Origin of the sequence: Flavobacterium sp. (assembly GCF_031423415.1) — a bacterium.
Classification (GTDB): domain Bacteria; phylum Bacteroidota; class Bacteroidia; order Flavobacteriales; family Flavobacteriaceae; genus Flavobacterium.
This window is the reverse complement of the sequence record NZ_JANPFL010000127.1, coordinates 1-21,473: the sequence shown is the minus strand read 5'-3', so window position 1 is coordinate 21,473 and position 21,473 is coordinate 1. Positions and strand designations below refer to the sequence as shown.

18 protein-coding genes are annotated in these 21,473 nt (G+C 34.7%); 6 read left to right on the top strand and 12 right to left on the bottom strand.

The genetic code is table 11. From position 1 onward, the window contains the following. Positions 1 to 8: 8 nt before the first annotated feature. From RMO83_RS11580 to RMO83_RS11570, 3 genes are all read right to left on the bottom strand, one after another. The gene (locus RMO83_RS11580) at positions 9 to 878 is read right to left on the bottom strand and encodes a transglutaminase family protein (protein WP_310559855.1); all 870 of its coding nucleotides are present in this window, start codon (positions 876 to 878) and stop codon (positions 9 to 11) included. Beyond that, a complete protein-coding gene (locus RMO83_RS11575; protein WP_310559854.1) occupies positions 868 to 3,459 on the bottom strand; it encodes a circularly permuted type 2 ATP-grasp protein in 2,592 nt (863 codons plus the stop codon). The genes RMO83_RS11580 and RMO83_RS11575 overlap by 11 nt, the downstream gene beginning before the upstream one ends. 314 nt (positions 3,460 to 3,773) lie before the next feature. After that, entirely contained in the window at positions 3,774 to 4,517 is a 744-nt protein-coding gene (locus tag RMO83_RS11570; RefSeq protein WP_310559853.1) for a DUF6261 family protein, read from the bottom strand. Between the two features lie 537 nt (positions 4,518 to 5,054). On the opposite strand from RMO83_RS11570, the gene RMO83_RS11565 reads away from it, so the two are divergent. From RMO83_RS11565 to RMO83_RS11550, 4 genes are all read left to right on the top strand, one after another. Next, the gene (locus tag RMO83_RS11565; RefSeq protein WP_310559852.1) at positions 5,055 to 5,753 is read left to right on the top strand and encodes a CBS domain-containing protein; all 699 of its coding nucleotides are present in this window, start codon (positions 5,055 to 5,057) and stop codon (positions 5,751 to 5,753) included. A gap of 106 nt (positions 5,754 to 5,859) precedes the next feature. Next, entirely contained in the window at positions 5,860 to 6,339 is a 480-nt protein-coding gene (locus RMO83_RS11560; protein WP_310559851.1) for a T9SS type A sorting domain-containing protein, read from the top strand. A gap of 5 nt (positions 6,340 to 6,344) precedes the next feature. After that, positions 6,345 to 7,433, top strand: coding sequence for a hypothetical protein (locus RMO83_RS11555; RefSeq protein WP_310559850.1), 1,089 nt, complete (start codon positions 6,345 to 6,347; stop codon positions 7,431 to 7,433). A gap of 152 nt (positions 7,434 to 7,585) precedes the next feature. Then, positions 7,586 to 8,341, top strand: a complete 756-nt coding sequence (locus RMO83_RS11550) for a hypothetical protein (RefSeq protein WP_310559849.1) — start codon at positions 7,586 to 7,588, stop codon at positions 8,339 to 8,341. 87 nt (positions 8,342 to 8,428) lie between these two features. Here the strand turns inward: RMO83_RS11550 and RMO83_RS11545 are convergent, their stop codons facing one another. Both RMO83_RS11545 and RMO83_RS11540 read right to left on the bottom strand, forming a co-directional pair. Next, on the bottom strand, positions 8,429 to 11,830 hold the full coding sequence (locus RMO83_RS11545) for a transglutaminase family protein (protein ID WP_310559847.1): 3,402 nt from the start codon (positions 11,828 to 11,830) through the stop codon (positions 8,429 to 8,431). Between the two features lie 262 nt (positions 11,831 to 12,092). Continuing rightward, positions 12,093 to 12,815 carry a GYF domain-containing protein gene (locus RMO83_RS11540; RefSeq protein WP_310559846.1) on the bottom strand — a complete coding sequence of 241 codons (723 nt, stop codon included), beginning with the start codon at positions 12,813 to 12,815 and terminating at the stop codon, positions 12,093 to 12,095. A gap of 242 nt (positions 12,816 to 13,057) precedes the next feature. On the opposite strand from RMO83_RS11540, the gene RMO83_RS11535 reads away from it, so the two are divergent. Continuing rightward, positions 13,058 to 13,906: an NAD(P)H-hydrate dehydratase gene (locus RMO83_RS11535; protein ID WP_310559845.1), complete on the top strand. Its 849-nt coding sequence runs from the start codon at positions 13,058 to 13,060 to the stop codon at positions 13,904 to 13,906. 42 nt (positions 13,907 to 13,948) lie between these two features. Here RMO83_RS11535 and RMO83_RS11530 read toward each other — a convergent pair whose 3' ends face one another. From RMO83_RS11530 to RMO83_RS11515, 4 genes are all read right to left on the bottom strand, one after another. After that, the gene (locus tag RMO83_RS11530; protein WP_310559844.1) at positions 13,949 to 14,491 is read right to left on the bottom strand and encodes a GNAT family N-acetyltransferase; all 543 of its coding nucleotides are present in this window, start codon (positions 14,489 to 14,491) and stop codon (positions 13,949 to 13,951) included. A 235-nt stretch (positions 14,492 to 14,726) separates the two neighbouring features. Next, a complete protein-coding gene (locus RMO83_RS11525; protein ID WP_310559842.1) occupies positions 14,727 to 15,395 on the bottom strand; it encodes a response regulator in 669 nt (222 codons plus the stop codon). An 11-nt stretch (positions 15,396 to 15,406) separates the two neighbouring features. Further along, positions 15,407 to 17,320 carry an ATP-binding protein gene (locus RMO83_RS11520; RefSeq protein WP_310559841.1) on the bottom strand — a complete coding sequence of 638 codons (1,914 nt, stop codon included), beginning with the start codon at positions 17,318 to 17,320 and terminating at the stop codon, positions 15,407 to 15,409. Positions 17,321 to 17,425: 105 nt separating this feature from the next. Further along, positions 17,426 to 17,614 (bottom strand): hypothetical protein, encoded by a 189-nt coding sequence (locus RMO83_RS11515; RefSeq protein WP_310559840.1) that lies wholly within the window; start codon positions 17,612 to 17,614, stop codon positions 17,426 to 17,428. 314 nt (positions 17,615 to 17,928) lie between these two features. Between RMO83_RS11515 and RMO83_RS11510 the strand changes: the two genes are divergently transcribed. Beyond that, positions 17,929 to 18,807, top strand: a complete 879-nt coding sequence (locus tag RMO83_RS11510) for a hypothetical protein (RefSeq protein WP_310559839.1) — start codon at positions 17,929 to 17,931, stop codon at positions 18,805 to 18,807. Positions 18,808 to 18,821: 14 nt separating this feature from the next. Here RMO83_RS11510 and RMO83_RS11505 read toward each other — a convergent pair whose 3' ends face one another. The 3 genes from RMO83_RS11505 to RMO83_RS11495 all read right to left on the bottom strand — a co-directional run bounded on the left by RMO83_RS11505 (position 18,822) and on the right by RMO83_RS11495 (position 21,313). Then, the gene (locus RMO83_RS11505; protein ID WP_310559838.1) at positions 18,822 to 19,625 is read right to left on the bottom strand and encodes an endonuclease/exonuclease/phosphatase family protein; all 804 of its coding nucleotides are present in this window, start codon (positions 19,623 to 19,625) and stop codon (positions 18,822 to 18,824) included. Positions 19,626 to 19,758: 133 nt separating this feature from the next. Then, complete coding sequence (locus RMO83_RS11500; RefSeq protein ID WP_310559837.1) at positions 19,759 to 20,157, bottom strand: DUF6591 domain-containing protein; 399 nt, start codon at positions 20,155 to 20,157, stop codon at positions 19,759 to 19,761. A 556-nt stretch (positions 20,158 to 20,713) separates the two neighbouring features. Beyond that, positions 20,714 to 21,313, bottom strand: a complete 600-nt coding sequence (locus tag RMO83_RS11495; protein ID WP_310559836.1) for a PH domain-containing protein — start codon at positions 21,311 to 21,313, stop codon at positions 20,714 to 20,716. Between the last annotated feature and the right edge of the window lie 160 nt (positions 21,314 to 21,473).

The following is a 21,473-nucleotide window of genomic DNA, read 5'->3' as shown; positions in this document are numbered from 1 at the left end:
TTATTGTTTTAAAACAAAGGTATCACATCCACTTCCACTTTCACTTTATGTTCTCCAGAACTGAAAATAATTCCTTTTAATGGCGAAACATCGGCGAAATCTCTTCCGTAAGCCGTTACAATATGGCGTTGTTGCGGAATCATATTGTTGGTAGGGTCAAATTCACACCAGCCCATTTCTGGAATATAAACTGAAATCCAAGCGTGTGAAGCATCAGAACCTTCTAGTTTGGGTTTGTCTTTTGGAGGTAAAGTTTCGATATAACCGCTAACATATTTGGCAGGAATTCCAACACTTCGCATACTCGCAATTGCTAAATGAGAGAAATCTTGGCAAACGCCTTTTCGTTCCTTAAGTACTGTTTTTAGTGGTGTATTGACATTGGTTGCACCCGATTTAAATTGAAATTCGGTATATATTTTTTTTATTAAATCCAAAACAGCTTCAAAAAGAGAAGTGTCGGGAAGCAAACAAGTTTCGGCAAATTCTTTAATGTCATCATCCCAACTGATGAATTGACTCGGAAGCAGGTATTGTAAAACTTCGATTTTTATATCGTGATCCGTTTTGAATTTTATTCTGGCTTCCTCGCAAGTAATTGGATTTAAAGGCTGCACAAAATTATGCAATATTTCGACTTCGCTAGAAACAGTTACTTTTAATGATTTATGCGATTCGTGCAGCGAAAAATAGTGTTGAATATTTCCAAAATAGTCAGTTCTTGAATAAATTTTGGAAGGTTTTGGCTCAATCTCTAATTTGAAATTACTACATATTTGTTTAGCAGAATTCCGAGGTTGCAAGCACAAGATACTTTGGTAAATATGTACCACATTTACATAGGTATACAATGTTTGATGTTTTAATTTATATTTCATCAGTATCGATATTTTCAAGGGTATCAAAAACGGAATGTTGCATTATAGAATGGTTAAAATACAAACTCGATAAATTATTAGAAACATTACAAATATGTTCAAAAACTTTAGAGAGCGTCTCGTCTAATGCAGGGCGAAATTGCGTTTCTTCATCGACTTGTATTAAATGGTCAGCATCTATTATTTTTACAATTGTGCTCGCTTCCAGAACTGATTTTTCGGCAATACTCAATCGATTTGGATCATTGGTTTTAGGCAGTTTCGAGAGATAATAGGAAAGCGTATCCAGCAAAAAGGAAAGTGTGTACGGTAAGTTTTTTTCTAAAAAAACCATATTGACCAAGGCTTTCAAACTCAAATGTGATTTGTAAATATTTCGATATTGTGCTAATAAATGATGATTTTCTAAAATGGCTTCCATCAAAAGTGCTTCTTCCTCTTCGGTTTTTTTGAAATTCAAAGTCGAACGTAAAACCGATAGTAACGATAAAATTCGCTCTACATTTTTACCTGTTTCCAATAAATAAAAACCATTATCACGCGGTAATGTTTCGTAGATATTGCCGTAAAATGAAAAAAGACGAATGTGCAGTTTGTCTAAGCCGTGATTTACAGAATTAATATTGTTAGTATTCGTATTTTTAAGTGCAAAAAGGCTGTCCTCCACTAAATTAATGATGCGTCGGGTATCGTGATTCCATTTTTCGCTCACTTGGTTGATGGTGTTGAGAAGCGATTGAATGTTATAAACAACAGAACCTATTTTTTTTGTGTCATTAATCAAAAGAAGCAACTCTGCAATGGGGTCTTCAAAAATAGCATCGTTGTCAAATACCTCTCCATCCTTAGGTTCTTTGCCTACAAATCCAGGATAGGTTTGTGTGAGATGCGTCAATGATTTTAATAAAACAACCAAGAAATCCGGCTGCTTATTTCCTTGTTTTGTTACGTTTTCGTTCAATCTATTCAGAATAATTTTCAGAAAACTACGCAATGCCATTGTTCTTTCGCAAAGGCGTCCCACCCAAAATAAGTTTTCGGCATTTCTACTTGTTAAGGAGTTTTTGAGCTTATTGATGGCGAATTTTCGGTCAACAGTTTGCTCTTGATAGGCGATAGGTACATCTGAAATGATCCAAGTGTCTTTGGATATGCCACCGAAACGGTTGGATATTTCAAACTTATCTTTAATAGTAGAGCTTCGAGTTAAGCCTCCTTGCATTACTTTATAATCCTCACCATCTGCAACCAAAAAGGCGCGAAGAGCAGCAAACCGTGGCTCAATTACTCCATTAATAAAAGAGGGAGTTGTAGATAAACTCACCTCTTCCTGGGCAACAAAATCTTTCGGACTTTTGAGAATCAGGTTTTTCAAATCTTCAAGTTCTATTTCGTTTAATAAACGACCATAAATAGATCTAAAATCTTGTTTTCGATTGGTTTTTTTTATGATTAGTTTAGGCAAATTCTCTAAAACAAAATGTAATTCTTTGGTTTGACCACACCACCAAGTGGCAATAGAAGGTATTAACAAAGATTCATTTAATAAAAACTTACAGGCATTTTGCATAAAAGCCATCAGACCATAATTTTCTAAAATACTGGTTCCGGGAGGATTTATGACCGAAATATTGCCCAAACGTATCACTTGCAATAAACCTGGAATTCCCAGTAAAGAATCTCTTCTGAGTTCCAATGGGTCACACCAATTGTCGTCTAATCGTTTGATAATGACATCCACACGTTCGAGTTGGTCAATCGATTTGAGCCAAACAAAACCATCGCGCACCAATAAGTCATTGCCTTGAACCAAAGTATACCCTAAATAAGAAGAAAGATAGACGTGTTCAAAATAAGTTTCATTTCCCGGACCAGGAGTCAAGAAAACGACATTAGGATTTTCATTCGTATTGTTTCCTATGGTATCAACCGTTTGTTGCAGCTGACTAAAATAGGGGGAAAGCCTTTTTCGGTAGATTTTTTTATTGAGTTCAGGAAATACTTTACTCATTACGATTCTATTCTCTAGCGCATATCCTGATCCCGATGGTGACTGCGTTCGATTATCTAAAAGCCACATTTTTCCGTCAGGGCCACGAGCCAAATCAACTGCATAATTGAGCAACTGCTTGTCCGATTTTTGTTTAATATCAAAACAAGGCAATAGAAAACCTGAATTATCAAAAACCAATTCGGCAGGAATAATAGCATTTTTAATTAATAATTGCGGGCCATAAAGGTCTTTCAAAATCAAATCCAATAATAGAGCTCTTTGTTGCAAGCCTTTTTCAATGGTTTTCCATTCTGATTCGTGAATTAGAAACGGAATTGGGTCTAATTTCCAAGCGCGATTCGATTCTTTATTCGAATCATAAACGTTATAAGTAACTCCGTTTTCTTTTAATTTTTTTATTATTTCCTCGTTACGCAATTTCAATTCATGAATGCCAATAGATTCTAAAGTATCAAAAAGTCCTTGCCAGTAGGGTTTTACATCACCGTTTTGGTCAAGCACTTCGTCATAAGAATTGATTTTCTCTTTGTAGGTTTGGAGTAATCCCAAGGATATATCTTGAATCATTTTTATTTGGAATGAATTGCGTTTTCTGGTAGTGCAAAATACCATTTAAAATGCAAACCACAATTAATTATTGAAAAAATCTCAGTCGATTTCTTAAAACGATTAATTTTCTAAGCCATAATCGAAGTTATACGGTATAAATGGAAATCATACAACAAATAAGCATTATAGTTTGCCTTCAAAACCAAAGCGATTGAGCCAAAAAAAAAACGCCATCCAAAGACAACGTTTTTTTTGATTCGTATTAAACTTTAAACAATTTTAAACAACCTTAAACTTTTAAACTCTGCAATCTAAAATCTGCAATCTAAAATCTAAACTCCCGCAGGTATATCTGAACCGTCGTCGCCACGACGGGCAATTATTGTGGCATAATATTGACGGATGTTGTTGTTCATATCAAAAAGGGCATTATAGAACGGCACGTCTTTTATAGACACCATCGTCAAGATGTAATTAGACAGTTTTTTATAGGCATCTAGAATGTCTTTGTTCAATTTTTTAGCATCGTAGACCACAGTAGTATTTACGGTGTTAGAGCGGGTAGAAAATGTAGTTTTAAAACTTTCGTTAGCCGTTTCCATATTGTTGACGTGATTTCCTAAGACAAGCAATTGCAGGGCGGGCAGGTGAGTGGGGTTGCGCAAATCGGCAATAAATTTAGTCAAATTAAGACTTTCGGTTTCAAAGTTTTCTTTGGCAACGTTTCTATAGTTATTAGAAACCAGTTTCAGCAAGCTGTGGGCTGCTTTTTCGGGAGCTACATCACTATTTTCAAAAACAGCTAAGGCTTTGCGAAACGTACCTATTTTTATATCTCTCGCTTTATCGAGTGCTGCAATGGCTTTGCTCTCGGCTTGTGCCTGCATTTGGTTGACGGCTAAAATGTAAGTAGGCAACTGATCCAGCATTTTTTGCAAAATCAAATTAAAGTCGGGTTCGCTGCTGCTGTCGAGGTTCAATGCAATATAATCGGTTTCAAACCGTGATACAAAAGCAGCTGCTTCGTCTTGGCGCAGACGAAACAAATCTAAGGGGTACAATTTTGGTTTTTTCATTTTATATACAATTTAGGATTTCGTACTATCGCCAAGAACTTCTTGGAGGGCTCTCGCTCTGAGCGGGAAACTTTCTGAACTTCTTGGAGGCTTCTCGCTCTGAGCGGGAAACTTTCTGAACTTCTTGGAGGCTTCTCGCTCTGAGCGGGAAACTTTCTGAGTTTCTATTTAGCCTCTCGCTCTGAGCGGGAAACTTTCTGAACTTCTTGGAGGCTTCTCGCTCTAAGCGGGAAACTTTCTGAATTTCTTGGAGGCTTCTCGCTGACTTACAAGATTTTGAACGTGCTTCGTCGTGCTCCTTTCTTTTTCAAAAATAATAATTTTTTCTTACAAAATATTATTTTGAATACATTTTTATTTTTTGTTGTAATAGGTAGTAAGTTGTGCGCTAGTTTTTTAAAATTCGTGGCGATTATTTTATATATTTGGGAAATAAATAAAGCGAAGTAGACCTTTGTTAATATAGCTGATGTAAGGGATTTATGCCCTATAAGGTAGAGTGCATATAAAAATCAGCAGAAATACTAAACCGAAATTATGCAAACAAGCGAATTTATCGAAAATTTCAAATTAATTGAAAAACATATAAATAAAATTGGAAATTTCTCCGAAGAGAAAAGCTTCAAAAGTAAAGTTTCTGAATTATCTAAAAATTCTTTAATTTCTAGATTTCAAGAAGATTTATATTCATTTTCAAATTTGCGCAATATACTTTCTCACGAACCTAAAAAAAATGGTGATTATATTGCAAAACCAAGTGATTTTGCAGTTAATAGAATTAAAGAAATATATCAATTAATTACAAATCCGCCTTTAGTATTTCCGAAGTTTAAATTTGAGGTTTTGGGTGCTCAAAACAATGATTATTTAAATTATATTCTTAATGAAATGAATGAAAAATCATTTTCTCAATTTCCAGTTTATGAAAATGGTGTACTTATAGAACTTATAAATACGAATACCATTTCACGTTGGCTTTTTTCAAAGTTAGAAGAAAATGGAAATATTATTAGCGTAGAATCAAAAGTTTCAGATTTAATTACTCATATTGAATTTAAGCATAATTACAAATTCATTTCTAAGAAAACTAATGTTTTTGAAGCATTTAATAAATTTAAAAATCAAATCAAAAATGAAAAACGAAATTTAGATGTTCTTTTCATAACAGAAAATGGGAAACAAAATGAAAAAGTAGAAGGGTTAGTAACAATTGAAGATATCGCTGAATTCGTATAAAGTACTTATGACAGCAGCCGTTATGCCTCATTGTAAAGATCGTGCAAACATAAACTACACTGACAAAAAAAGTATATTTTAACAAAACAACAATTAAAACAAAAAAATGAAAAACAAAAAAGTAATATTAAGTGTTCTGTTGTTAGGCTTCGGGCTAATAGCACAAGCACAACAAGCAACAATCGCAACGGGCGGTAATGCCGCTGGTAGCGGAGGAACCGTTGCTTATTCGGTGGGGCAAATTGTTTATTCCACTACCATAGGACCCACAGGTTCAGTAGCACAAGGTGTGCAGCAACCCTATGAAATTTCTATTGTGTTGGGTATCGATAATCATTCTATTAATTTAAAATTAACAGCGTACCCCAATCCAACTACCAATTATTTAACACTTAATGTTGGTAACGCTGAACTTTCAACTTTGAATTTTCAACTTCACGACTTTAGCGGAAAATTAATTGAAAGCCGTAAAATAACAAGCAGTAGCGAAACAATTGGTATGGAAAATTTACCTGCTGCCACCTATTTTTTAAAAGTAACCAACAATAACAAAGAACTAAAAACATTTAAAATCATTAAAAACTAAAAATTATGAAAGCAAAATTTTATTTAATTGTAGTAGGCCTTTTAGCAGCGGCAAGTGTATTTGCCCAAGCCCCACAAAAAATGAGTTACCAAGCCGTAATTCGCAACAGTAGTAATGCATTAATAACATCAACTACCGTTGGTATGAAAATAAGTATTTTGCAAGGCACGCCAACAGGTACTGTTGCCTATAGCGAAATTCAAACAGCAAGTACCAATGCTAATGGTTTAGTAAGTTTAGAAATTGGAATAGGAAATGTTGTTACTGGAACATTTTCTGCAATTAATTGGGCAGCTGGACCTTATTTTATTAAAACTGAAACTGACCCTACAGGTGGAACTGCGTACACTATAGATGGTACAAATGAACTAATGAGTGTGCCTTATTCACTATTTAGCGCGAATGGCACACCAGGAGCAACTGGTGCAACAGGACAACAAGGTCCCATTGGTTTAACTGGAGCAACTGGAGCAACCGGTCCTCAGGGTCCAATTGGTTTAATAGGTGCAACAGGACCCCAAGGTCCAATTGGTTTAACTGGCGCAGCAGGTAGTGTTGGAGCTACTGGATTACAAGGTCCGATTGGTTTGACTGGAGCAACTGGGGCAGCTGGCACAAACGCCGGTGTTGGTGGTTTTACTCACTATCTTGGCGAAGCTAAAGATGGCGGTATAATTTATTACCTGTACAAAGGTAGCGATGGTTTAGAACACGGGCTTATCGTTGCACTTACCGAAGTAAGCACAGCCGCTTGGCAAACATCAAGTACTTTAGTAAATGCAAACCGTACCGAAGATGGCGCATATAACACAACTTTAATGACAGGAAGCCCGGCGGCAACATATATAGCATCGTTAGGTTCAGGTTGGTATCTACCAAGTATTGATGAATTAGGACTATTGTATTATAACCGTTATAGTGTACAAAAAGGTCTACGTGCTGGCGGAAATATGCTAATTTCAAGTGAAGATGGTTATTGGAGCAGTACTGAGCTATCTGCGAATGTTGCGTTATACTTAAACTTCTTAAGTGGTGACGCCGTGCCCTTTGGTAAGGGAGGTACACCCTACGTAAGAGGAGTTCGGGCTTTTTAACAATTTAACTATTTTATTTATAGCCCCGATAGCGGATTTATTTCGTCTTTTCGCTATCAATCGGGTTATATATACTAAGGTTTGTTTCAACTGTAAGAAAGGTAGCCGTAATTTTAACGCAGAACAGAGGAATTCAATAATATAATAACTAAATGATAAAAAGAATTTTTATAATAGAAAGTATTCCTGCTGATGAAAAATTAACAGGTAAAGAACTTTATTATGACATCATCGTTAGATACATAAAATTTTTCAATCTTGAAATTCAATCTGAATACTATTTTGTCAATTCAACAAAAGAATTTTTGGAAACTTTAAATATTCTTCAAAAAAAAATATCCGATGAATATGAAACAATACTACATATTGAAGCACACGGTGGAAATGAAGAAATACAATTTTCCAATTTAGAAACTCTAAAATGGACAGATTTAGAAAATTGTCTTATTGAAATCAACAAATTAAGCAAAAATAATTTACATCTAAATCTTGCAACGTGTTACGGAATGCACGTTGCGGAAAAAATATCTCTAATAAAAACTGCTCCATATAAATCTTTTACTTCTGCCTTGAAAGAATTATCACCATTAGAAATTATAAATGACAACTCAATCCTTTATGAAGAAATCATAAAAACTCAAAATATATTTCAAGGATATATTAATTTCATTCAAAAACAAAAACTAACACAATTAAGAATAAAAGATACCAAAACAGCATTAGAATATATTTTGACATCACAAATAATGCTTTTCATTAATTCGTCACCTAATTTTGATTTAAAATCATTCTTTGATCAATATTTAAAAATTCAAATCGATAAGAAAATATTGCTTAACATTAAAACACCTAAAGAAAAAATAGAGTACATATTAAATTTATTTTATGAAAGATATTTTCCTAAATAAAAAAAACCAGATGGCGCAGATATGTCCTCAACGGCTAGCGCAGAATTGCTGTCTCGTCCTAGCGATTCGAAATAAATGACAAAACAACTATTTTTTCGCCACCCAATAATGCCTTAAATCCAATGTGTTCGGATATTCAGGATTGACTAATTCTATTGGTGTATCGGGTTTTAAATTGGTTTTGTTTTGAGCCACAAATCTCGAAACCGTTGGTGTGTCAATTACTGGCGCACTTTGTTCCGTAGTTGCTGATGGTGTATGCCCGAAGTCCCAAAAACGACTTATTTTTCTCGATTCGGCTTCATAACTATTTACAGGATAAGTGTCAAAACTTCGACCTCCAGGATGCGAAACAAAATAGGTGCAACCACCAATTACTTTGTTGTTCCAAGTATCTACAATATCAAAAACCAACGGCACATCGACGCCAATATTAGGATGCAATGCCGATGGTGGATTCCAAGCTTTATACCGAATTCCAGCAACATATTCGCCTTTAGTTCCCGTACTTCGCAACGGAATTCTACAACCTTTACACAATAAAATATGACGATCAGGAATGATGCCCGAAACTTTTACCTGTAATCTTTCTAGGGAAGAATCCACAAAGCGAGCCGTTCCATTGCTGGATAATTCCTCACCCAAAACATGCCAAGGCTCAATCCCTAAACGGATTTCCAATTGAATATTATCAACTGTAATCCCACCGTGATGCGGAAATCGAAACTCAAAAAACGGATCAAACCACGAAATATCAAAATCATAACCCGAGGCTTTCAAATCATTCACCACATCAATCATATCGAGATAAGCAAAGTGGGGCAACAGGAATTTATCGTGCAATTCGGTTCCCCAACGCACTAATTTTTTCTCGTAAGGTTCCTTCCAAAATTTGGCAACCAAAGAACGCACCAATAGGTTTTGAACCAAGTTCATGTGTTTGTGCGGTGGCATATCAAAAGCACGTAATTCTAATATTCCCAAACGTCCTGTCGATGAATCGGGAGAGTATAATTTGTCAATACAAAATTCAGTTCGATGGGTATTTCCTGTAATGTCGGTGAGTAGATTTCTAAAAATCCGATCGACCATCCAAAAAGGAATCTCTTTGTCTTTCGGAATTTGTTCAAAAGCAATTTCCATTTCATACAAACGCTCGTCCCGACCTTCGTCAATCCTTGGCGCTTGACTCGTTGGCCCAATAAAAGGTCCTGCAAAAAGATAACTCAAAACCGGATGATGTTGCCAATAAGTAATTAAACTGCGCAACAAATCAGGTCTTCGCAACAACGGGCTGTCTTCTGGTTTTGAAGCTCCCAATGTCACGTGATTTCCTCCGCCAGTACCAGTATGTCTGCCATCGACCATAAATTTATCGGTTCCCAAACGAGAAAGAAATGCTTCTTCATACAATGCGGTAGTGTGATCTACAATTTCCTGCCACGATTTTGCAGGATGCACATTCACTTCGATAACACCTGGATCAGGAGTCACCATCATTTTTTCGATGCGGTAATCGGTTTCGGGTTGGTAGCCTTCGATTCGAACTGGCATTTGTAATTTTTCGGCTGTCGTTTCAACGGACGCAATCAAATCCAAATAGGTTTCTAAATAATCGGTTGGCGGCAAGAAAACATAGATAATTCCGTCGCGTTCTTCCACACACAAAGCAGTCGAAAAAGTTTCTACTTCGAATAATAGTGGTGCTGCATCTTCCTCTTCGCCCTCTAATTTTGGAGTCACATTCGCTTTGTAATCGGCTGATGTTTTACCATAGCGTTCCTCTAAAGATTGATGATAATCTCCTAATGGTGGTAATTCTTCAAATAAACTTCGGGAAACGGGTTGTTCTCTTTTGTTTTTTGACACTTTTGGCAACGATTCCAAAGGCAAACGCAAGCCAATCGGAGAGTTTCCAGGAATCAAATAACATTGTCCTCTACGGAATTCCCAAACGCAACTTACCCAATTGTGGTTTTCGTGAATCCATTTTAGAGGCAAAACAAAACCCGAAGGATTGTTCAAGCCTTTTTCTAATAATTTAGCCAAAGTATGTCGCTGAACAGAATCTTTTAGATTTACAGCCAACGGGTCTAAATTCACAGGTAATTTTCCTTCTTCTAAAGCCCAATAAATCGGGTCTTCATAAGTAGGATTTATATTTTTGATGTCAATTCCCAAATATTTTGTCAGTTCAATAGCAAAACGTTCAGCATCATGAAAAGTAAATTTTTTTCCATCTTCTTTGGCAATCAAAGTATCGTTTTTCCATAACGGCGATCCATCTTTTCTCCAGTATAAAGCGTATTGCCAACGTGGAAATAATTCGCCCGGATACCATTTTCCTTGTCCAAAATGAAGCAATCCGCCGTGAGCAAAACGACCTTTCAATCGCAATGCCAAGTCATAAGCCAATTTACGTTTCAAAGGTCCATCGGCAGTAGAATTCCATTCTGGAGATTCAAAATCGTCAATGGAAACAAAAGTAGGTTCGCCGCCCATTGTCAAACGAACATCGCCTTCAATCAGATCTTTTTCAACCACATTACCCACCTCCATAATGTCTTCCCATTGCTTTTCAGTATACGGTTTGGTCACACGTGGATCTTCATAGATGCGGGTTACGGTATTGTCAAATTCAAATTCCACTTGACAAATTTCAGTAGCACCAGTAACTGGAGCAGCACTTTCATAATCAGGCGTACAGCTCAACGGAATATGTCCTTCGCCAGCAAAAAGTCCTGATGTTGGATCAAGTCCAATCCATCCTGCACCAGGCAAATACACTTCGACCCAAGCATGTAAATCGGTGAAATCATTTTCAGGACCCGATGGACCATCAAGCGATTTCACATCCGAAGTCAATTGCACCAAATAACCTGATACAAAACGGGTTGCCAAACCAATACTTCGTATGGCTTGTACTAAAAGCCAAGCAAAATCCCGACAAGAACCGCTTTGTATTTCCAATGTTTGCTCGCTGGTTTGCACGCCTACTTCAAGTCTGATATTATAATTTAAAGTATTAAACACCAATTGATTGGCAAATACTAAAAAATCAACTGTTTTTAAGTCTTTTGTTTGAGCCAATTGCGCCACAAATGCATCAAATTTTTCTCCAGATTCTTTTACTTCGAGATATGGAAATAATTCTTTGAATAACCTATTTTCATAACTAAAAGGAAAGGTTTCGGCATATTCTTCCACAAAAAAGTCAAACGGATTTATCACTTTCAGTTTGGCGATTACTTCAACTTCAACACGCAATTCGGTTGTAGGTTCATTAAAAACTACCCTTGCTTGATAATTTCCAAAAGGGTCTTGTTGCCAATTTATAAAGTGACTTTCGGGATAAATTTTAAAGGAATACGCTTCAATAATGGTGCGGGAATGAGCAGCGGGTCTGAGCCTAAAAATATGAGGAAATAGCTTTACACTTCGATCAAATTTATAAGCTGTTTTGTGTGAAATGGCTATTTTTATGGACATACAAAAGTATTTTTTAGGATAGTATTGGATACTTACAAATATTGAAAAAAAATCACTATTTATCGAATTTATATGATAATAATTACTCTATTTTGTGTAAAAATATCTATAAATTGACATTTTCTAGATTTCATTTTGAGAATAATGTAAATTGACTAAAAATCAATCCATAAATAGGCAAGTAGCAAGCATTATGTCAAGTTGAGTGTGTAGAACTGTCTTAAAATAGTGCCGCAATTACGTTATGACAATATAGTCAGGTTTAATTTGGAATTTTTTCCATTTCCAGTTTCAGCTGATCGGATTCTTTTTTAAGTTCATTAATTGCAGTTCTGAAAGAGTCAATATTTTTTTGAAGTAAATCCATTTGTTCTTTCTTCTCTGCGCCGGTTCTCAAGAGCTTGAAGCCAGAGGCTTGCTCTAGTTTTTTTTCGGTTTCAACCATATTGTCTTGAAAACTTGCCAATAGTTTTTCTATTTCCAAAAGCCTATTATTAGCGTTTTGTGTGAGTGCTCTAGCCTTTCTTTCTGCATCGATTTTTTCTTGTATGACGGCCTGAATTTTTTGTTCGTCTAATTCTTTTTGTTTAAGTTCCAATTGGTAATTTTCGACTTCGGTTTTATGATTTTTGATTCTTAATTCTCGGCTTCTATTTTCTTCAATAGTATTCAAAACAATAATTCCAATTAAGAATACAACAGCAGCACAAACGGTAAAAAAAACATTTATAGACAAACCCAGAATTTTGCGAGCTTCTTTTTTGGTGGCTACTTTGGGTGTCGGCTGGCGTGTTTCAAACAAGGGAAATACTGGTGGATTTACCACGAAAAGTTGGTTAAGTTCAGGTATTTCGCCAGCTGTTTTCCAATGCAACATCCCTTCGAACCAAACAGGGCTTGCCTTGGTGATATTTTTGGCTTTCAATTCTTCGATATCAAAAGGACCGCTGCTTTCAGTGCCGTTGTGCAGATAGTATTTTTTCATTGGTGTTCAATCGATTTTTTCAAAGCTACAATCATTTATTCAAACTTCAAAATTTCAATTTACCGCTGTAACAATTTATTTAAAAAAATAGCCGTTGCTTTTGCCGATACAAACTTAGGTTTATTAAAGTGAGGTATATTTTAGCAAATGGAAAAAATTAAATCAAAGCTCGATGAGATTTTCTTAATTATCGAATAAAAATTGATTACATAGTTGTAATTTTATAGGACAAAATTGATACAATGAAACCAGCAATTGTGATTGACAAGTCCGAAATTCTCAAAAGATACAAACCCATTGATACCCATACTCACAAGGGAATTCAGGGTCATGCTTTGTTAATTGGCGGCAGTTATGGCAAAATAGGTGCGATGGCTTTGTCCTCAAAAGCGTGTTTGAAAACTGGTTGCGGATTGGTCACGGTGTTTATTCCGCGTTGTGGTTACGGAATCCTTCAAACTGCGAATCCGGAAGTGATCGTTTTAACAGATGTTCAAGAAAAACACATTTCGAAAATAGAATACAATTTTATGCCCAATGCCATCGGAATTGGACCCGGTTTAGGACAGGCGTTGGAAACTCAAAATGCACTTCACGAATTTTTGACGAACCACAAAACGCCATTAGTTATAGATGCTGATGCGCTGAATATATTATCCCAAAACGCAGCTTGGATTTCGCTTTTGCCTAATAAAACGATTTTCACACCACACCCAAAAGAACTGGAAAGACTCATCGGGAAATGGAATTCTGATGCCGCAAAATTTGAAAAGACTGTTGCTTTTTCAAAACTACATCATCTTATTATCGTAATGAAAGGCGCACCCACTTACATCATCGATGCCGAAACTATTTATGAAAACACAACTGGTAACGCAGCTTTGGCCACAGCCGGAACTGGCGATGTGTTGACAGGAATGATTACGAGTTTATTGGCACAATCCTACGAACCGATTGATGCTGCTATTCTTGGTGTTTATCTTCAGGGATTGACTGCTGATATTGCTTTGCCTGAAACGGGTTATCAATCCTTTATCGCTTCGGATGTTATTGCGAATATTGGGAAGGCGTTTTTGAGTTTGGAGAAATAATGTTGTTAAGATGAAATTTCCCGAATATTCGAGCCATTAAAACTATAGAATTCTTTTTTCCAACACCATAAATTCCAAGGGTTCATTTGTGGTTTGGCTAAAAACGTCGCTCACTGGAAATGGTTCTCTTGCCACTGTGTCTTCATATCCGTGGCGTTTGTACCACGAAATAAGCTCTTCCCGAACGGTTATCACTGTCATACCCATTTTAGACAAGCCCAATTTCGAAGCGTGCATTTCAGCATATTGTAATAGCTTTTTTCCAATGCCACTATTTTGCAACTCAGGCGCGACCGTTAACATTCCTAAATACAATAAATCCTTTTTTTCAATCAGCAAAACACAGCCTAGAATTTGGTTATTTTCTGTAAATTTCAGAATGGTGTTTTTCTTGTCTTCAATAATTTCAATTAATTCCTTTTCAGTAGTTCGGCTACCTACTAAGAGGTCCGCTTCGGTAGTCCATCCTTTTTTAGAAGATTCTCCTCGATAGGCTGAATTAATCAGTTTGTTTAAAGCGGAAATGTCTTCTAGTGTTGCTTTTGTAATCATGGTAATTCTTAAATTCCGGATTGTGGTTTTCAATTTTTCAAAGGTAAAAAAAATTGGAATATAAATATAGTTCGCGGCTATTGTTCTTTGAATTTAGACTAAATATTTCACCAGAATTTTCACTTTAATAATCCGAGTACTGAAGTTCTAGGAAGGGGATTTGTATCAATTTGATGTTGAAAAATATCAACTTGCATTAGAAAATGGCTTTAGCGAGGGTTGGTAAATTGAGCGCTTTTTCCGGTTCTAGATAGTAAATTCCTTAATTTTATATCAAACCCAAATCCTTAGTGATGGCAATTAAATGTGCATTGTTATTCGCCTTAAAGAAAATTTTCAATTTGTTGATGCGCTTTTCAATACTACTGGAACCACAAGGAGCGATTGCGTTATTTTTGAATTGAAGCCCAATTTCATCTTGCGTAAACCCTTTCGAAAGGGATTTGAGCAATTCAATATCGTAGTTTTCAATTTCTAGCAGTGATTTATCTCCAATTTGATTGGCAATTGTTGGCGATACGAAAATAGTATCTTTGGCATAAATGCTTTTTATTGCCTTTTTGAGTTCGGGAATACTATTACGACCTTTTAGAACATAGCCGTTTACTCCTTCTACTTCGATCAGATTTTTTATGCGATGGTTTTTATCTTCGATAGAAAAAACAAGAATTTTGAGGTTGGGCTGTTCTTTTTTTACAGCACGAATCAATTCCTCACCCGATTGTAATTTTTCATTGCGGTGATCGGTTTTGAAGGACAAATCAGAAATAAGCAAATCAAATGGTTCGGCATCCATTTGTGCTTTTTTGATTTTCAAAAATGCTTCATCACAGTATTTGGCATGTTGAATAGTTGCAATGCCCAATTCCTGCAAAGCCTGAATTACCGCAATGTTGATAGAGTCTAAATCATCTGTGGTGATTACTTTTTGGAACATAATAAGTGTATTTAAACTGGAAAGGAGAAACTAACTTTGAATCCTTTTCCTGGTGTAATATCAAAATTAATGCTTCCGTTTATGTTTACAATACGGTTTTCCACATTTTGCAGTCCATTTTTTAAAATAAATTTATCGGAAGTAATTCCAATACCATTATCGGAGTATTCAATATGTATATTTTGGCCAATTTTTTTAAATGAAATAGCAACGATACTCGATTGGCTGTGTTTTTTCATATTGACGAGTAATTCTTGCAAAACTCGATAAACAATGATTTTTTTAGTACTTTCTATCAAAGAAAAAGGGACTGATTCGATACCATTGATCAAAACATTGACTTCGTTACTACTGAAATCCGCCATCATTTCCTTGAGATGCAATTCGAAGTCAATTCCGGTATCAATGGCACTATTTTCTTTAGAAATATTTCGAGTTCGCTTATAAATTAACTCCAAATTGTTGAGTAATATTTCTTTGTTGGTGTCGTCAACCAAATTTTGAGTTTCGGCAAATGTCATCGTGTGAAACACATCGTTAGCCAGTTCGTCATGAAGTTGTTTCGAAATTCTTGTTTCGGTATTGTAGCCTTCCTGAAGGATTTCTTTTTTATTTTTTTGTTTTAAATAATAGGCTCCAAAAATGGTGATTCCGATACTGAGTATTCCGAGAATTAACAATACTAAGATTTGATTTTTTGAATTGGCAAGATTCAAATCTTTTTCTGTTTCCTGTGTTTTTAATTTTAAATTTTGTTCCATTTGAACACTAAAATCATACTTTATTTTGGCAAATTGATTCTTGTTTTTTTGTTTTATGACAGTTAAACTGTCATTTAATTTGAAATAAGACCTTAAATAATCGCTCGATTCTTTTCCATAACTTGTGGTAGAAAGGATTTTTAATGCGTTCAGTCGTTCTTCTGTTACACCTAATTTGGTGGCTTCTGTATAACTTTTTAGCGCATAATTTTTTGCTAAACCCATCGTTTTGGTGTTCGTTTCATAGTAATTAGCTAAATGCGCATAACAATCAATTAAGCCATAGTTATTGTTTTCCTCTTGTCGAATACGCAATCCTTTTAAAAAATAGTCCAGGCTTCTTAAATCATTCATTTTTAGGTAGGCACGCCCTGTATTATTGGCTATGGGAGCATTGATCGCGGCGTTTTTAGTATTACTTTTTGATTGGTCTAACCGCAATAAAATGTCGAGTGACTTTTGAGGTTGATTGAGCAAAGTATAAACAGCGGCAATGTTATTTTCCAACATCATTACGGAATAATCGTCATTCACATACTGCCTTGCTTTTTTGTAATACTGTAGCGATTTTTCGTAGTCAAAGGTTTGTTTCAAAGCCACTCCTAGATTATTGTAAACACAACTGTAATTGTATTCGATGTTTTTATCGCAAGAAGAAATGAACTTAAGAGCCTCTGTATTCAAGGCTTCCATATCATAATAATCGCTTTTTTCTTTTAAAATTCTAGACATCATCAGCAAGGAATACACCACATTGCAACTGTCTTTACTATTTTTGAATTCAACATTCGATTTATTGAAATAAATTAAAGCCGTATTGTTTTGTTTCAAATAATAATAATATTCCCCAAGGTTGAGATACGAATGAGCGATATACAAAGTGTCTTTTTTGGCAATGGCCAACTTTTCGAAATCTTTTAAAACAGGCAAAGCACGATTCGGAAAATCAGAATTATACAACTCCGCTTCTTTATTATAGGTCTTTAAAATGAGAGAATCTATAGTAGTTTTTTTTGCCAAAATTTGGGATTGACGAATGAATTCCAGCTTTTGTTCAGGGGACAAACTATCGGATTGGGCTTGCGCTAAACACTGATTTATTTCTGAAATAGCCAACTTTGTAGTAGTAGAAATTCTATTTTTATTATGGGTGCAGGAAACCATCCACACCAAAAAAATAGAGACAAAAAAAAGGGAATAAAATCGGTTACATTTCATTCCCCTAAAATAGTATTTTTTTAGAATTGTACTACTAATTACGCTATATTTTTATGGTTTTTTTGGAGGTAATATAACATCATCAGTGGCAAAAGTAGTTGGAATAGAATCTCCCGATTTTAAAATCAGCTCGGTGGTCAGTCTTTGCGAAGAAGTTTTTATTTCATCACTGTCTGATGAACAAGATGCAATCAGTAAACCAAAAGCCACCATAGTAGCCAAAATACATTTATTTTTCATTTTTTTTAGTATTAAAAATTAGACATAGGCATGGCCGTTCGAGTTTTATATTCGAATATTTAACAAACCATACCCTTATTTTTTTCGGGAAGTTTAATGTGCTAATCAGAATAGCTTGAAGTTCACTTCCCGGCTATTTCTGCTATCTGTTAGCACATTAATTACAAACTAGTTTTGTACATTTGCTTCTAATGCATTTCAAAGCAGCAACTAATTCTGAGGCAAAGAACTATCGATTTTATTGGAGTATTGATGCGGAATTCCAGTATTTCCGATACTTCTGATGAATTCCGTTTACTAATTAAAATTGAAGAATGATAAAGACATACAATGATTTTTTAATAGCGGTAAAACAACACTATGAGGTGGCTAAAAGCGGAAGCTATTCCAGTTTTTTACTGCATCCTTCGCCCGCACAATTGAGGAATTTGTGTTTGTTGCTTTTAGAAAACAATTTGTCTAAGAGCGACGAAGAAATCTTCAAGGTTTTTTTTCAAGTCACAGAGGGAAAAGATCTAAAAAGAAGTATAGAAAATTTTGATATTGAAAAGTTTAAAGCAATTGGAAATTTTTTGAAGGGAAAATCAGAGAAAACAAATGCTCTAAGTTTAAATCTAATTTCCATTTTAGTGGATTTCGAGCCAAGACCTTTCAATAAATATTTGAAAACAAACACAGATGCTTTAGCGAAAATAGTGCTAGAAAAGGATGATGATTTTCAAGGAATTAAGACTTTTGTTTTTGGATTGTCGAAGTCATCTTCGGAAGAGGCTATTTCTACGAAAAGTAATTTCGATAAAAGTTGGAGTAGGATTGGAGTGGTATTACTTTTAGTTTTGGGTTCCGGTTATCTAATAAACCAAAAGTTTTTTCCAAAAAAAGAATGTATGCAATGGCAAAACAACCATTATGAAAGGGTAGATTGTAGCATGGAAAAACAGCAAGGAATATTGACTCAAAATGATATAATTCCAATTGATAATACCATCATAAATCTCCAAAGAATTGAAGTGAACGAGCAAACGCAATTTTTTAAAAATGACAAGCCCTTGGTTTGGTATAGCAAAGCCAACGGTAAATTGACCTATTATAATTCTTTTGGAATTAATCCCGAAACAGGCAAACCTTTGAAACCAATGACGGACTATATGATTAATAAGTATGTTTTGAAACAAGAGATTACCTCAAACTAGATTCCAATAATTTTTTAATGTACCGAAAATTCCAGCCAAATAGGAATGTGGTCTGAAATCATTCGGGCATCTTTCAAGGAATTGAAATTTTTGTAAAAAGGAAGCACACCCGAGTGCAATGAATTAATCTTCAACGAATTGTAAAACATATTGTCAAATTCTGAAGCGAGGCAATCGCCATTTTTGCATTCCTTTTTTAAGGAAGTTTTTTGATTTACGAGCATCGGTAAATACCCCATCTTCTTCAAGGGATTAAAAACGGTGTGCGATTGCGGACAATTGAAATCACCCACAAAAATCAAATTCAATTTTGGATATTCCTCAGGCAAGAATTTAAAATATTTAATCTCCGTTTCGGGTTGCATTTTCTTAGTAATGGCGTGAAATGTAGCTACGGTAAATTGTTTATTGGCATACTGAAAAGTACAGAAATAAGGTTCTCTATCAATCTCCAAATGGTATTTCTTTTCGAGCCAAGCTTTACCGATTTTTTTAATCCTAGTCGTTTTCCAGAGAAAAGCATACCGCTCGGTTTTATAAGCACTGCTGCTCGTTGGGTCGCTGATGGTGTAATCCCATTTAGCTCCTTTTCGGTTGAGTTCGTCTGCTAATCTGGCTACCGCTTGAGCACCGCCATCACCCGCCACGACTTCCTGAATGGCGACAATATCAAAATCGTTCACCGTATTAGCAATAAAAGTTATTGTGGTTTCTGATTTTGATTTACCAAAGTTTTCGAGGTTCCAGGAAAGGAGTTTGGGTTGGGAGAATAGGGTTGTAGAAAAAAATATAAATGATAAAGTAAGCCATTTTTTCATTGAGGATATTTATTATTTGAAATTGCTCCTTGGTCGTATTAACTAAGGAGCAATTGGTAAAAAAATAATGCATTAGCCCAATGGTTTTATTTATTATTTTGCTAAAATGAAATTTCGAACAACTTAAAAAATATTACTGCATAGCGTGTAACATTTTAGTTTGTATTTCAGACATTCTCGTAATTTGTTTAACACTTAATTGGTCATTGCCCTGTGCTTCTTGGATGCTTTTTTGAAATTCAGTTGCTTTTTCCATCATTGCAGGATATTCCGATAATGCATCAGTATCACCTTTCATTGCTTTTTTGTAGAACTTGACATACTCATCAACATATTCTTCATAGTCGTCAAGCATTTTATCATAGTCCTGACTTCCAGTACTTGTAATTTCCATGTTTTCTAAAGTTGATTCTGCAACTGCTGTTGTATCAATACTTTCAATTTCTACAATTGGTTCTTCAACATTTTCGACAGATTTTTTGCACGATACTAGCAAGAATAGAGCGCACGATAAAACTATTAATTTTTTCATTTTTTTTGAGTATTAATTTTCCTACTCTTATGGATTTTCAGTTACTCCCCAAAATTTAATTGTTATGGATCAATTTGCACGTATATTCCTGATTTCTCTTATATAATGAAAAAGTAGGTGTGATTATAAACACATTTGTTGTTTGTTTTTAAGAAAATTTTCTCATCGTAAATGCACTTATTAAACAAGTAATTTCAAAAGCTAATATTCCTAATAATGAAACTATTAAAAAAATTATCTCGTAACTGTGGAGAGGAAACAAGACACAAAACAATTTTTATAAGTCCTGTCAATATAAAAATAGCGGTTAAGCCTATTTTATAACCTGTTGAAATATTACTATTAGAAAATAAATAAATCAAAAAGGTTGAAAATAAAATACTAAAGTCCACCATTAAATAATTAAATGGATGATATGTTGAAATTAATATACCTGTTAATGTATTTAATAAAATAAAAATTACACCAATTATAAGAAATAGATTTTTCATTTAAAGTTAGATTATAAATAATAGTAGGGACTTGAACTATAAGTCCTTACTATTATATTATTTGTTTACATTTTTGATAATATATCCTTTTTTGCAGTGTCAAATTCTTCTTGCGTCAAAATTCCGTTATCTAACATTACTTTTAACTTTGTTAATTTTTCCATAGGGTCCTCTGCAATTGCAGTTTGTGGTTGTGAAGAAGGAGTATTAATGGTAATTCCACCACCAGCAATAGCTCTTTTATCTTCTAAATCTCTATGCCTACGTTCTTCTCTTTTATTCTCTTCCATTTCCTGAGCAAATCTATAAAGTCTTCTTGCTTGTGCTTTTGGAATATCTTCCATGCTATCAGTTTTGCCAGTTGTAGTTTTGATAGTCACAGTTGCAGCAAATACACCTTCTTTCATATGTACATCGGCAACATTAATCCAAGAATAATCTTTAAAATCTAAAGTTAGACCAAATGTTTTTGGTCTAATTAAGATTATTCTTTTGTTTGTTAAAGCTATGCAATCAGGCGAAAAATTTACTCCAAGAGTTTTCTTTTGCACAGCTATATATTGTATCTCTTCATTTGAAGTACAATAATCTTGTACTTTTGGTAATACTTTTTCAATTACTTTCGGGTCTTGGTCTTCACTTACAAGTTCTTTAATTGATAACATAATTTTTGTTTTTTAATTATTAATCATTGTTGTCCGATAAAAACTTGAAAAGCTACTATTTATAAGCATTTCAACTGTTTTGCTTGTTTTTTAGTGTTCTTTGTAGAACTCAATATTTGAAATTTAGAAAAATATTTTTTCAAATATTGAAGTTTTAAGA

Bases quoted from the DNA above. Each gene is read 5' to 3' on its own strand.
- RMO83_RS11580 (WP_310559855.1), bottom strand. From the start codon at position 878: ATGAAATATAAATTAAAACATCAAACATTGTATACCTATGTAAATGTG.
- RMO83_RS11575 (WP_310559854.1), bottom strand. From the start codon at position 3,459: ATGATTCAAGATATATCCTTGGGATTACTCCAAACCTACAAAGAGAAA.
- RMO83_RS11570 (WP_310559853.1), bottom strand. From the start codon at position 4,517: ATGAAAAAACCAAAATTGTACCCCTTAGATTTGTTTCGTCTGCGCCAA.
- RMO83_RS11565 (WP_310559852.1), top strand. From the start codon at position 5,055: ATGCAAACAAGCGAATTTATCGAAAATTTCAAATTAATTGAAAAACAT.
- RMO83_RS11560 (WP_310559851.1), top strand. From the start codon at position 5,860: ATGAAAAACAAAAAAGTAATATTAAGTGTTCTGTTGTTAGGCTTCGGG.
- RMO83_RS11555 (WP_310559850.1), top strand. From the start codon at position 6,345: ATGAAAGCAAAATTTTATTTAATTGTAGTAGGCCTTTTAGCAGCGGCA.
- RMO83_RS11550 (WP_310559849.1), top strand. From the start codon at position 7,586: ATGATAAAAAGAATTTTTATAATAGAAAGTATTCCTGCTGATGAAAAA.
- RMO83_RS11545 (WP_310559847.1), bottom strand. From the start codon at position 11,830: ATGTCCATAAAAATAGCCATTTCACACAAAACAGCTTATAAATTTGAT.
- RMO83_RS11540 (WP_310559846.1), bottom strand. From the start codon at position 12,815: ATGAAAAAATACTATCTGCACAACGGCACTGAAAGCAGCGGTCCTTTT.
- RMO83_RS11535 (WP_310559845.1), top strand. From the start codon at position 13,058: ATGAAACCAGCAATTGTGATTGACAAGTCCGAAATTCTCAAAAGATAC.
- RMO83_RS11525 (WP_310559842.1), bottom strand. From the start codon at position 15,395: ATGTTCCAAAAAGTAATCACCACAGATGATTTAGACTCTATCAACATT.
- RMO83_RS11520 (WP_310559841.1), bottom strand. From the start codon at position 17,320: ATGGTTTCCTGCACCCATAATAAAAATAGAATTTCTACTACTACAAAG.
- RMO83_RS11515 (WP_310559840.1), bottom strand. From the start codon at position 17,614: ATGAAAAATAAATGTATTTTGGCTACTATGGTGGCTTTTGGTTTACTG.
- RMO83_RS11510 (WP_310559839.1), top strand. From the start codon at position 17,929: ATGATAAAGACATACAATGATTTTTTAATAGCGGTAAAACAACACTAT.
- RMO83_RS11505 (WP_310559838.1), bottom strand. From the start codon at position 19,625: ATGAAAAAATGGCTTACTTTATCATTTATATTTTTTTCTACAACCCTA.
- RMO83_RS11500 (WP_310559837.1), bottom strand. From the start codon at position 20,157: ATGAAAAAATTAATAGTTTTATCGTGCGCTCTATTCTTGCTAGTATCG.
- RMO83_RS11495 (WP_310559836.1), bottom strand. From the start codon at position 21,313: ATGTTATCAATTAAAGAACTTGTAAGTGAAGACCAAGACCCGAAAGTA.